At 40.7% G+C, this 12,484-nt stretch carries 12 protein-coding genes; 1 reads left to right on the top strand and 11 read right to left on the bottom strand.

Going from position 1 to position 12,484, the window contains the following annotated elements; genetic code table 11:
* Positions 1 to 8: 8 nt before the first annotated feature.
* Genes VB083_RS00185 through xseB form a run of 6 tightly spaced genes read right to left on the bottom strand, consistent with a single transcriptional unit; the run spans position 9 to position 6,429 of the window.
* Positions 9 to 1,712 carry an AAA family ATPase gene (locus VB083_RS00185; RefSeq protein WP_213691501.1) on the bottom strand — a complete coding sequence of 568 codons (1,704 nt, stop codon included), beginning with the start codon at positions 1,710 to 1,712 and terminating at the stop codon, positions 9 to 11.
* Positions 1,713 to 1,717: 5 nt separating this feature from the next.
* Positions 1,718 to 2,599: an NAD(+)/NADH kinase gene (locus tag VB083_RS00180; RefSeq protein WP_213691502.1), complete on the bottom strand. Its 882-nt coding sequence runs from the start codon at positions 2,597 to 2,599 to the stop codon at positions 1,718 to 1,720.
* A gap of 32 nt (positions 2,600 to 2,631) precedes the next feature.
* Positions 2,632 to 3,435: a TlyA family RNA methyltransferase gene (locus VB083_RS00175; protein WP_307880067.1), complete on the bottom strand. Its 804-nt coding sequence runs from the start codon at positions 3,433 to 3,435 to the stop codon at positions 2,632 to 2,634.
* A complete protein-coding gene (gene dxs / locus VB083_RS00170) occupies positions 3,413 to 5,284 on the bottom strand; it encodes a 1-deoxy-D-xylulose-5-phosphate synthase (RefSeq protein WP_323401561.1) in 1,872 nt (623 codons plus the stop codon). The genes VB083_RS00175 and dxs overlap by 23 nt, the downstream gene beginning before the upstream one ends.
* A 28-nt stretch (positions 5,285 to 5,312) precedes the next feature.
* A complete protein-coding gene (locus VB083_RS00165) occupies positions 5,313 to 6,212 on the bottom strand; it encodes a polyprenyl synthetase family protein (RefSeq protein ID WP_213691503.1) in 900 nt (299 codons plus the stop codon).
* Complete coding sequence (xseB, locus tag VB083_RS00160; protein WP_213691504.1) at positions 6,205 to 6,429, bottom strand: exodeoxyribonuclease VII small subunit; 225 nt, start codon at positions 6,427 to 6,429, stop codon at positions 6,205 to 6,207. Before xseB ends, VB083_RS00165 begins: the two co-directional genes overlap by 8 nt.
* A 104-nt stretch (positions 6,430 to 6,533) precedes the next feature.
* Here xseB and rpmB point away from each other — a divergent pair, with 104 nt between their 5' ends.
* Positions 6,534 to 6,728 (top strand): 50S ribosomal protein L28, encoded by a 195-nt coding sequence (rpmB, locus tag VB083_RS00155; protein WP_013048251.1) that lies wholly within the window; start codon positions 6,534 to 6,536, stop codon positions 6,726 to 6,728.
* 15 nt (positions 6,729 to 6,743) lie between these two features.
* On the opposite strand, the gene VB083_RS00150 is transcribed toward rpmB, so the two are convergent.
* The 5 genes from VB083_RS00150 to mltG are packed head-to-tail and all read right to left on the bottom strand — an operon-like array spanning position 6,744 to position 12,482.
* Positions 6,744 to 7,478, bottom strand: coding sequence for a thiamine diphosphokinase (locus VB083_RS00150; RefSeq protein ID WP_213691505.1), 735 nt, complete (start codon positions 7,476 to 7,478; stop codon positions 6,744 to 6,746).
* Positions 7,465 to 9,834 (bottom strand): FtsK/SpoIIIE family DNA translocase, encoded by a 2,370-nt coding sequence (locus VB083_RS00145; RefSeq protein WP_323401560.1) that lies wholly within the window; start codon positions 9,832 to 9,834, stop codon positions 7,465 to 7,467. The genes VB083_RS00150 and VB083_RS00145 overlap by 14 nt, the downstream gene beginning before the upstream one ends.
* On the bottom strand, positions 9,821 to 11,203 hold the full coding sequence (locus tag VB083_RS00140; protein WP_213691507.1) for a TldD/PmbA family protein: 1,383 nt from the start codon (positions 11,201 to 11,203) through the stop codon (positions 9,821 to 9,823). Before VB083_RS00140 ends, VB083_RS00145 begins: the two co-directional genes overlap by 14 nt.
* Complete coding sequence (locus tag VB083_RS00135) at positions 11,200 to 11,475, bottom strand: hypothetical protein (RefSeq protein ID WP_213691508.1); 276 nt, start codon at positions 11,473 to 11,475, stop codon at positions 11,200 to 11,202. The genes VB083_RS00140 and VB083_RS00135 overlap by 4 nt, the downstream gene beginning before the upstream one ends.
* Complete coding sequence (mltG, locus tag VB083_RS00130; RefSeq protein WP_213701521.1) at positions 11,472 to 12,482, bottom strand: endolytic transglycosylase MltG; 1,011 nt, start codon at positions 12,480 to 12,482, stop codon at positions 11,472 to 11,474. Before mltG ends, VB083_RS00135 begins: the two co-directional genes overlap by 4 nt.
* Positions 12,483 to 12,484 lie beyond the last annotated feature (2 nt).

The following is a 12,484-nucleotide window of genomic DNA, read 5'->3' as shown; positions in this document are numbered from 1 at the left end:
CCCAAGCGTTATTTATACATAAGCTTAAGCATTGTACGGTTGTTCGAATCAGAAGTCAACTCTTGTTCTATAAGTTTTCGTGCATGATCTTGTGCTTCAGGAAGATATGCATTTCCAGAAAGCATTCGAGCGATTTCCAATATTCGATCCTTGCCGTTTATTTCTTTTATATAACTTTGATTTTCATGACGAGTGACGACAAAATGTTGATCAGCTAGTGCAGCTATAGTAGCTTCATGAGTAATAAGAATTACTCGGCACTTACATGAGAGTTCTTTGAGCTGATATCCTGCTAGTACTGCTGCCTTTCCTCCCAGTCCAGCCTCAACCTCATCAAAAACAAGAGTTTCCGGTAGCTGGTCTTCAGGAAGTGCAAGTTGCAATGCTAGAAGCAATCTACTTAATTCTCCACCTGATGCAATTTTCATAACTGGTGCTGGGGGCATTGTCCCACTTGCCATAAGAAAGGAAACATCATCGGCGCCGGAGCTTTTCATTTTTCCAAGATCAGTTAGTTTTATAGAAAATGAAATATCTTCCATAGCCATCTCTTTAAGTGATGCATTAACTGTTTTTTCGAGCTGAGAAGCTGTCAATTCTCTCTTTTTACGTAATTCCAATGCCAATCTGCTTGCTTCTTTTCTCAACGTTTTTGCTTCTTGTGCAACTTTTTCATAGTCTGCATAACTTGCTTTCAGCCATGTAAGATTAGCATCGGCTTCTTTACAATATATGATAAGTTCTTCAAGGGTTGTTACTTGTGCAATCCTTTTCAACTTACGTAACGTACCCAGCTTATTTTCTATTTTTTCACGTTCGTCAATAAGATCTTCCAGCGGCAATTTGGAAAGATGATCTGCCAATTTTTGTGAAAGTTTTTGTAAGTAAATAAGGGCGTCATTTCCAAGATCTTGATAGGCGCGTCCATCTTGACTTTCAGTAGATATGATTTGAGCTAAGTCCAAACATAATGTTTCGATGGCGTCTGCTAACCCCTCACCTGTTTTTCCCCCTGTTACACGGGCAAGAATTTGTTCTAACTTAGAGCGTTCTTCAATGCTTTTAGAAATTTCTTCAAGACGATTTTCCCAAAGTTCTTCACTTTGGGATTCTGGTGCGAGATTTTTGAAGACCTGAAGAATCTTATCTGCATTTTGATAGCGGTTGATAATATCTTTTTGTTTTCTTTCGATATTTCTAAGTTCTTTTTCTTTAGATACGGCCAGAGAAAAAAGAGATTGTAAATTGCATTTAATAGTGGCGATCCCTTCTCCCCCACAGCTGTCAAGAATATCTCTCTGCCTTTCTGAATCAAGAAGTTCAAGTTGTGCGAATTGACTTTGTATACGCAAAAGAGGCCCTGTAATACTATTAAAAAAAGAGAGAGGATATAGCTTCCCCTGGATATATGTTTTTCCCCGCCCATTGCGAGAAAAAACTCGCTTTATAAATAAATTCCCCTCTTCCGGAACAACTTCTTCTGGAAAAGAGAGAGAATCAGAACAAATGAACAATGCCTGAACTTCTGCTTCTTCTTCTCCTGCCCTGATTAGTTCAGTTTGTGCTCGTTTCCCGCTGGCAAACTCTAGCCCTCGTACTATGCTGCTTTTCCCAGCACCGCTTTCGCCAGTAATCGCAATAAAACGGCCAGTTAAACGTAAACGGGCAGTTTCAAGCCCCCCTATATTTCGTAACGAAAGCTCTTCGAGCACCAAACTCACTCCTTGTCTTCATTTCGTACTATTCCCTGTCCCCACTGTAGTTTTTCGTGAAGAAGGTCAAAGTATGTTCTTTGAGGCAAGACTATAACATTAACGAATTTATCTTTTGAGAGAGAAAGTTCAATACGATCTCCAGGTAATATTTCATATCCTAATTGTCCATCTTGGGTCAACATCAGATCTCGGTGACTCCCCTTGGGGATGAGATTTATAATGTCGTTTTCCCCCACGATTACAGGACGGGCATAGAGAGTGTGTGCGCAGATAGGAGCTAATACCATACAAGGAACATGAGGCGGAACAATAGGACCTCCAGCTGAGAGTGCATATGCAGTAGATCCTGTTGGTGTGGAAACTATAACTCCATCTGCAGGTAACATGTTAAAGTAATGGTTGCCAATACGGATCTCTATTGAAATGACTCGAGCGAAGGCTCCTTTTGTCAGAACGAGGTCATTAAGCGCATAAAGGGTATGCTTACGCCGCCCTTCTCTCCATATAATTCCTTCAAGAATCCGATGTTGCTGAAGGGAATAATCTCCCCGAAAAATTTGTTCAAGGTCTGATTCTGCTTCTTCAGGTTTCCCAGAAGCTAAAAAACCAAGATGCCCAAGGTTAATGCCATATAGGGCAATAGAGTGATTTAAGACATATCTGCTTGCACGCAAAAAGGTGCCATCACCACCGATAACAACGGCCATAGTAATACTACTTTTCCATTCGTTGTCAGGTGTGGCTTCCACCCCAAGAATAGAGCCTTCGTGAGGGGGAAAAAGAAAAGTCACGCCATTTTTTTTCCCCCATTTAAGGAGTTTTCTGGCCATGTCAAGGGCACCTTTTTTTTGGGTGTTGACGAGCATACCTATTTTCTTATCCATATGGTGTCCCTTCCCTTTCTATCCCTTTCCTTTTATTCGTTTAAAATGTGATGGCTTTCTGTTACAAGACTTTCAAAGTTAATATCTCTATTATTTTCTCTTGTTTTTCTGAGATAGAACAAAAATTCTATATTCCCTTTAGGTCCTTTTATAGAAGACCATGTTGCGTCAATAAGATAAAGCTGTGTTTCTGTCTCAATAAAAGCTGCAACTTCCTCAAGTATCTCCTGATGTATTTCTGCTTTTCGCACAATTCCACCTTTACCAAGGCGCTCTTTACCTGCTTCAAACTGTGGTTTCACTAAACATATTATACTTCCTTCTTTTGCTAAAAGTTTCTCTACAACAGGCAAAAGCAGTTTTAAAGAAATAAAAGAAGCGTCTATAGTAATGATATCTAATGGCTCTTCAAAGTCTTTTGTCTCTAAATATCGAGCGTTGGTGCGTTCCATAACAATAACTCTGGAATCATTGCGCAATTTCCATGCCAACTGTCCGTATCCAACATCAACAGCGTATACTTTACGCGCCCCACGAGAGAGAAGCACGTCTGTAAAACCCCCTGTCGATGCACCAAGATCCATGCAGACTTTATTAAGAGGATTTTCAGGAAAAACCTCAAGTGCTCGCAAGAGTTTATAAGCACCTCTACTGACCCATTCCGTTTCTTTAATCTTTATTTCTAATGGAGCGTCTACAGGAAGCAGCGTTCCAGCTTTCTCAATTCTTTCGTGAGAAGAAAAGACTCTCCCTTCAAGAATGAGAGCTTGTGCTTTTGCTCGAGTTGAGGCGAGTTTTCTTTCAACTATAAGTTTATCGACTCGTTCTTTTTGCATTTTTTTTATACCAGTTCACCACTCTTTGCGCTGTAAGGCCACAAAATTCTCTTTGTAAATGTACTGTTCCATGTGGCACATATATATCAGGTATTCCTATAGGAGCTACTTTTGCTTTATATCCGTGTTCTGCAGCTCGTGAAGAAATTGCTTCACCTATGCCTCCGTTTTTATACCCTTCTTCCAAAATGACAACAAACGTATCATTCATAAGATGGGAATCGATAACAGGCCAATCCAGAGGTTTTATACTTCGTAAGTCTAATATAGCAGGAGTGGGGAGTCCTTCCTCAATTGCTTTTTGACGGCATTCAAAACATAACCCCACTGTTGACCCCATTCCGATAAGAGTCCATTCTCTTCCCTCTACAAGAAGTTCACTTCGGAACGGAGGAACGATGCTTTTCATATCTTCCTGACGATTGATTTCTTCTGGCGCTGTTCCTCTTGGATATCTGATAATAACTGGAGTATCTTGCGATAATCCATATTCGAACATTCTTTCCAAGTCTACTCTGTCTCGAGGTATAAACATTTGCATGTTAGGGATTGATCTACACCACGTAATATCGAAAAGTCCCTGATGTGTTTCTCCATCCTCCCCTACCAATCCGCCTCTATCAACAGCTAATACTACTGGAAGTTTTTGTAAGGCGACGTCATGTACCAGTTGATCCATGGCACGTTGCAAAAATGTCGAATATATAAAAACTACAGGACGAAGACCACCTGCTGCCATGCCTGCAGCCATGGTGAGCATATGTTCCTCAGCTATTCCTACATCAAAGAAACGATCAGGAAAACGAGATGCAAAATCTTCAAGTCGCGTACCATTTTTCATGGCAGCTGTAAGACAGACTATGCGAGAATCTTTTTCAGCCATAGCACAAAGTGTCTCAGTAGCAGACGCACTCCAACTTGTTCCAGACGATTTATTACCGAATCCGTTCACAGGAACGCCGTGATATGTGTCTGGATGTTCCTCTGCACATTGCAACCCTTTCCCTTTTTGGGTTACTACATGGATGAGAACAGATTTATGGTATCTTTTGGCCATTTCAAAAACGGTTTCCATTTCGTGAATATTGTGTCCATCGAAGGGACCCCAGTAATTAATATCGAGTTCGTCAAAAATGTTTTCAGGTTTGACTAGAGATTTTATTTGATCTTTTAACTTAGATAATACGTTTTCTATTGATTGCCCTTGAGGAATCGAAGCGCACGATTCCTTAATATATTTTTTAAGATTATTATATGCAGGGCTTGAGCTTAACTTGGCTAAATGAGAGGCAAATCCCCCTACTCGATGACTAATTGACATTTTATTGTCATTAAGTACATATATAACTTTTGTATGAGCATCTTTTGTGTAGTTTAACGCTTCAAAGGCCAACCCGTTTAGTAGGGCGCCATCTCCTATAACGGCAACGACATGATGGTCTTGATTCTGTATATCTCGAGCCTTAGCGTACCCTAGAGCAGCAGATAAAGAAGTACTACTATGTCCTACGTCGAAATGGTCACAAGGGCTTTCTTCTCTTTTGGGGAAGCCGCTTATCCCTCTCCACTCACGTAATGTGTGAAATGTGTTTTTTCTGCCGGTAAGAATTTTATATGCATATGTTTGATGACCAACATCAAAAACTATTTTATCGTCTAGAGGGTTAAACTGTCGAAGTAATGCAACTATAAGTTCAACTGTGCCAAGAGAAGAAGCGAGGTGCCCCCCGTTTTTAGAAACAACATTTATAATTTCTTCCCGTAAGTCTTGGCAAAGAATATCTAATGCCCCAGAGGACATATCTTTAAGGTCATGATAATCGTTTACTCTATCTAAAATATGCATCATTCTTGCAGAGAGAGCCTCCTTTTTCAGATCACCGGCTTCGTTCCGCAAGGGAAAGAGCAAGTTCTTGAAAAAACTTAGTATTTTTTCCTATAGAAGAAATAACGGCAGCAGCCTCTTCACTTTCTTGAAGTGCCATTTTTCGTGATTCTTCAATACCAAACTGTGTGACAAAAGTTGTTTTTTCTTGTTTTGCATCTTTCCCAGGGGTTTTCCCTAATTCTTCTGCCGTTGATGTTACATCTAGTATATCGTCAACAATCTGGAACGCCAAACCCAAATGATTGCCATAATTTTCAAAAGCAGAAATTTGTTTGGAAGATGCGCCTCCTAAAATAGCTCCTGTGACAACTGCTGATTTTATAAGTATCGCAGTTTTTTGGAGTGCTATTTTTTTTACGAACAATGGAGATGGTTCAAAACTTTCGGGATCAGTATCGAGTACCTGGCCTCCGCATATTCCGAAAGGTCCTATAGCTTCAGCAAAAACAGAGAGTGCATGGATTATGGAAGAAGAAAGAAATCCTTCTTCTGAAAGTTTGTTAAGAGGATATTGAAAAGCCCACGCTAAAAGAGCGTCACCAGCAAGTATTGCCAAGGCATCGCCAAAAATAATATGGTTAGTCGGTTTGCCTCTTCGAAGAGAGTCATTATCCATAGCAGGGAGGTCATCATGAATTAATGATGCGGTATGCACCATCTCAAGGGCTATAGCCATGGAAAGAACTTTTTCCCTTATTCCTCCTACCGATTCTGCTGCTTGTAGACAGAGTATGGGGCGAAGCCTTTTCCCCCCCGCAAGGAGAGAATACGTCATTGATTGCCAAAGACGTTCAGGAATAGCGTCAGGCTTGCAGCTACAGAAGGAGCGAAGCTGTTCTTCAAAATATAGTCGATTTTTTTCAAGTTCGTTTTTCACAAAATCATTCATTTTCGTTCTCCACATTTTCAATACTTAAAGGTTCTTCTTTCCCTGATTGGGTTAAAAGAACTATTTTTTGTTCCGCCTCTGTTAAGTACTTTTGGCACTCTTTGACTAAAGCAACTCCATGCTCAAAGAGCTCTAAAGCGTCTTCAAGAGGCAGCTCATCCTTTTCAAGAGTATGAACGATTTTTTGAATTTCTTCCAGTTTCTGACTAAAATTCATAATTGCTCCCCCTTTTTTTACATAGAACAATTGCTCTATTCACCTAACCTGTGATAAAATCCACCTGTTCGAACACTATTTCCTTCGGAGGAGGCGGAAAATCAATGGCTAGAGTTTGTGAATGTTGCGGCCGCGGTCCTGTTACAGGAAACGCAGTCAGCCATTCCAATCGTCATACAAGAAGACGTTGGCTTGTCAATCTGCAGAATGTGAAGGTTGACTTGGGCGCAGGCGAGACGCGACGTATGAAAATTTGTACAAAGTGCCTTAAATCTGGCAAAGTCAAGCGGGCTGTGTAATTCAGCCCGCTTTTTTTATTCTGCCCAGTAAAGATACACTGCGAGTCTTCCTTTGTCTACGTCAACTTGCAGATAGTCTTTTTTAAGTCTGTTGCTAATGGCGTAAGGGTGAGTTATTTTTAGTAAAACATTTTGTAACTCCCAATGAGTTCCTCGAATAAACACACCTTCTGCTTTTTCATCCAGAGCAAATAAAGAAACAATGTTCGGATATGGCAATTCAAAATGGAACGTTGCTTTATCTGGGCCGTTCAACAAAAAGAGCGCTTCTTTATGGTCGCAAAGGCTCACTACATGAACGTTCCATTCTTGCGCCCAAAGAGCAGAATAAATATTGCTCCATGTGTGATCTAGACGCCCACCCCAACAACCTGTAATAACAACTTTGGCATCAGGGTATGTTTCTCCTATTCTTTTGAGTGTAAGTTGTAAATCCGTGTAATCTTTATCAACAGGGTATGTCTCAATACGAACCCCATTTTCTTCTGCCCATGCTCTACCTTCCAGGGAACTGCTATCACTATCTCCTATAAGACGATGAGGAATAATCTGCGCCTTCTTGCATATTTCAATGCCAGAGTCGGCGCACCATATTTCTTGGAATAGTGGAGATATTTGAGCAAGCCATTCAACTGAAGGTGCTTGACCCCCTGCAATCAAGAGAATTGACGGATTTCCCCAAAGGTTGTTAGCAGTCAACTGCCAGCGACCTAAGTGAAAAGATAAAACATCTGAATTAGAGGTTCTCATCCATAATCTCCTTTGCTCGTTGTTCATCTACAAGTATTTCGCGCGGTTTTGACCCGTCAGGTGGCCCCACGATGCCAAGCTGTTCCATCGTATCTATAAGTCGAGCTGCGCGAGTGAATCCTATGCGAAGCTGTCTTTGAAGACGACTGGCCGAAGCAATTCCTGTATCGAGAATAATTTGCATTGCTTCTTCAAGTAATGGATCGTCCGTAAAAGCTGAATCTACTCCATTGCCGCCGTTATCTCCCTGCTCCTCTATCTTTATATATTCGGGATCGCCGAAAAGATTTCTCATATAGTTGATCAAGTCGAGTGATTTCGCATCTTCAATAAAGGGCGATTGCAAGCGCACAGGTCGCGGATATCGGGGACTGACAAACAGCATATCGCCTTTTCCTAAGAGCTTTTCTGCTCCTGAGACATCAATTATTGTTCTAGAATCTGCCTGTGATGGCAGTGTAAAAGCAACACGAGCAGGAATATTAGCTTTGATTAGTCCCGTAACGACGTTAACAGAAGGACGTTGTGTTGCGAGTAAAAGATGAATTCCAGTGGCACGAGCCATTTGCGCAAGGCGGCAGATGTAATCTTCTACATCCTTTTGAGCAGTAAACATCAGGTCTGCCAATTCATCTACAACTATAACGATATGAGGAAGTTTATCTTTAGGTAAAACTTTCCCATTATATCCTGCCAGATTTCGTACTCGCGCCTTAGCAAAAATATCATATCGCTGCTCCATTTCACGTACTGCCCATGCTAAAGCGTGGATAGCCTTTTTAGGCGATGTTACAGGTTTAGCTAACATGTGTGGTAAGTGTTCATATATACTTAATTCTACTCGTTTGGGGTCAATCATGAGGAATCTCAAATCCTCTGGTTTCCTGCAATAACAGAGTCCAGCTATGCAACTATTAACAAATACACTCTTTCCTGAGCCTGTTGTCCCGGCGACAAGAAGGTGAGGCAGATCTTCTAAACCAATAATGAGAGGTCTTGAGTCTACTCGTACCCCCATAGGTAAGGGAAGATTAAAGTCAGCTTGCGCAAAAGCTTGGGATTCGAGAATTCGACGCAGTGTTACTCCTTTTCTTTTAGGATTAGGGATTTCCACTCCTACATATGGTTTGCCGGGAATTGGTGCTTCCACGCGCAATGCAGGAACTGCTAATGCAACAGCAAGGTCATTAGCTAATCCTGCTATTTTACTGACTTTAATGCCAGGAGCTAGCTGGATCTGAAATTGAATGACTGTGGGGCCAATTACAATTTCAGCCAACTCTGCCTGTACGTCAAAATCAGCTAAGGTAGAAATAATAGATTCTGCCTGCTCTTTAGCCTTTTGTTCGCCGCCATCCTGTATATGAGGTTCTGGGGCTCCAAAAAGATCAATAGGAGGAGGAAATTTCCCTTCCGCAATAGAAGGCTCTTTCCCTTCTTCATTTTCCATACTAATCTCTGGAAGAGCCTCTCCTTCTACAGGTGCAGAATCTTCTTCTTTGACGATCAGGCGTGCCTGAAAAGAAGGTTCAGCGACTTCGCTTTCTTGGATTGTGTCTTCTTCTGTCTCTGAAGTATTTATCTCTAAATCATCAAATCCTAGTTCGTCTTTTTCTTTATCATCTATTGGGTCTGTAGTGGCAGTTAGAGACGTAGGATCTGCCAAAGGCGTTTGTTCCTCCAAAGGTATTTGATCCGCTACAACTGTTTCTTCGTTGTTTAATATAAGTTCTGAAGGCTGTTCTTCTGTTACAGATTTGTCTGTTTTTTCATGAAAGAAGAGTTTCTTTATTTCTCTCATAAAGAAGGCTCCAAAAGCCAACACCATCTTTGTCTTTATGAAGCCATAGAGTACTGTAGAAGTAAAAAGAGAGGCGAAACAAAACAGAAGGGTTCCAAAGAAACCGCCGTTGACTAAAAAGAATTGAGTCAAATTATGTCCAAAAAAGCCGGGGTTAAGAATAGCCCATTGTTGGGCGCTCCCATATTTATTTAAAAGCCCTAACAAGAGAGCCCCTGAGATAAAAAGGAAAAGCGTTGCTAATGTTTGAGATGCTAGCTGATGTATCTTTTTTCGAAGCAGAACAGAAAGACAAACATAGGCTCCGAAGATGAGAAGAATAAGAATTGCCCCGCCCGTTCTAGTCATAAGTGTTTGTCGTATATATTGACCGAATTCTCCAGTCCAGAAAGAAAAAAGAGATGCCATTACATAAATATCACCAACGAGCAAGAAAAAGAATATCAGGCGAATAAACGTATGTAGCCGGCGGATTCTTTCTTCCTTGATCCGTCGGATTTCATCAGTTTTTTGCTTTGGACGTCCGCGTTTTTTTTTCTTTTTAAAGAGCGTCATGGTTCGTCGTGTTGCCTCCAACTGTTAACTTTTTAATTAAAAGAGATGGTTGCCCATCTGTTACTGGCACCGCTTGCCCTGCCTTACCGCATGTACCAGGAAGAAAATGTAAATTATTTCCAACGGCAATAATATCCATAAGAGCTTCCGGCCCATTACCAGTAAGAAGGGCTCCTTTTACAGGGTGAAGTATTTGACCGTTTTTAATGAGATAGCCTTCGTTAACCTGAAAGACAAAATCTCCAGAAGTAGGGTTAACTTCTCCTCCGCCCATCTTTTTCACATAAAGACCATAGTTTATTTTCTGCAACATTTCTTCAAAATTGCTTTCTCCAGCCACAATAAATGTGTTACTCATACGAGGGATTGGTGGCTGTCTGTATGAACTTCGTCTTCCGTTTCCAGTAAGAGGTAAATTCTCTTTTAAAGCTGAAAGTTTATCTGTGAGATACATTTTTAAAATACCTTTATCTATTAAAACTGTTCGTTGAGATGGAACACCTTCATCATCAACAGAATAGCTTCCAAACAAGCCTATAATAGTTCCATCGTCAACCATTGTAACAAGAGGGCTGGCTACATACTCACCAATTTTCCCCCGAAAAACGGAGTAATCTTTTTGTATAATATCTGCTTCTAGGCTGTGCCCGCATGCTTCGTGAACCAGAGTTCCTCCAGCTTCTCCAGAAAGCAGAACAGGCATTGTTCCAGCAGGACAATCTGGGGCATCTAGCATTAGAAGAGCTTCATCAAGTGCTCTTTGTGACAGAATGTAAGGGTCATTTTGCTGCCAGAACTCTAAAGTTGGCGTAGCTTGAGCCGCACTTTCATATCCCGTCTGTATTTGTTCATTCTTTTCAACGACTACTTCCACGCTAAAACTTGTATACCATCTTTCTTCTTTTTGAAGAATTCCACCTTCCGTTACAATAGCAATTTGACGTTTAGAAAAACTGTAATTCATAGAAACTTGTGTAACTAAGGCACTTTTCCCACGTATTTTTTGATCAATATCATGAAAAAAATCTGGATTTTCCGGTTTTAGTAGTGATGATTGCTCAATAACTCTCTTCTCGTATTCTTCTTCAGGTGACGGTAATGTAAAGCGAATCCCCATGTTTTGGGCGGCCTTTTGAAGAGCATCAAGTCCGTCTTTTATTGTAACTCCTGGTGTGTGTGAAAAGGAAGTTAAATCATCAAAAAAAATTCGCGCACCTACTCCTTCGCGAAGGGAAGAGCTAGTTTCTTCTATTACACCATCTTCAAAAGAACAACTGTGACTTGAAGAAGATTCAAAATATATGTCCGAGTAATCTATTTTTGAACGATATAGTGTTTCGAATGCTTCCTTTAATGGGGTGATGATCATTCCTCTTGATCTTCCTCTCTTTTCTCGTATTCGACTATTTCTTCTATCTTAACAGGAATTCCTTCTTCAGAAAGTTTTTTCACGAGCAAATGCGCTTCCTTTGTTCGTTCTTGAGGAGAAAAGAGAGAGATGATCCCCTTTTGCGGATCATCCGTTCGAATAAATCCTATACCGTCATATTCAGAAACAATCCAGCTTATGAGAACAATAGAAGCTGGTTCAGTAGAAAGAACGAATTGTGTCATATCTTTAGGATCAATCACTTGTTTCACCGCCGTTTTCTCTTAATACGTCTAATATTTGCAAGATGCTCTTTATAGGTTTTAGCAAAGGCATGTCGCCCATCCTTTTCAACGACATAATATAGATATTCATTTTTTTCAGGGGTAAATGCAGCTTCCCATGAGGCGGCAGAAGGCACACAAATTGCTGTAGGAGGCAACCCCAAGTTCTTATAGGTATTATATGGTGATTCTAATTCAAGATGCTTGTATAGCACGCGTTGTAACGTCTCTCCCTTCCTTTTCCAGGCGTAGACAATGCTAGCGTCGATTTGGAGGGGCATTTTTTTCTCTAATCTGTTATATATCACTCCAGCTATTATCGCACGTTCATCATCTTGTTTAGCTTCTCTCTCAATAAGTGAAGCTATTATAGCTAATGAAGTGATATCTTTATCGTTGAACTTTTTTCCCCTTACTACTTTACCGAAATGACTCCACCAAAGTGAACTTCCTGATTTAATTAAGGCTGTAGGAGTCTTTTCTGCAACATAGTATGTGTCTGGTAGTAATAGGGCAACCCGTGTCTCTGCATCTGCGGGGAGATATTTTTCTAGAGTACTATCAAAAATGTTATCTTGTAAAAGAAGATTGGCTATATCCTTTGTCGTAATCTTTTCAAATTGTTCCGCTAACGAAAAGATATCTGATCCTGGTATGAGTGTTACTTTTTCATGAAAGGGGGTCGCTTCTCCCAATTGTTTGGCGACTTCCCAAGGCGAACCTTTTCGTATCATATAAATGCCCGTTTTTATTTTTCGGTCAATACCAAGTGTGGTCATCCATTTAGAGAGTTCTTTGGCATTCTCCACGACCCCTTCTTTTTCAAAATGTCGTGCAATTTCTTGTGCAGTCTGATTGGGAAGGACGAGTATTGAAATTGCTTCCCCTTCTCCTAAAGGAAATTCCTTATCCCACCACTGAGGAGATCGGGTGCATATAAAAAGAAGAAACGTTACGACAATTAGAAAGAACAGGGCATCAAAGATTTTACGCATGT

It is taken from the genome of Aminobacterium sp. (genome assembly GCF_034926885.1).
In the GTDB taxonomy this organism is placed as follows: domain Bacteria; phylum Synergistota; class Synergistia; order Synergistales; family Aminobacteriaceae; genus Aminobacterium.
This window is presented reverse-complemented; position numbering and strand designations above follow the sequence as displayed.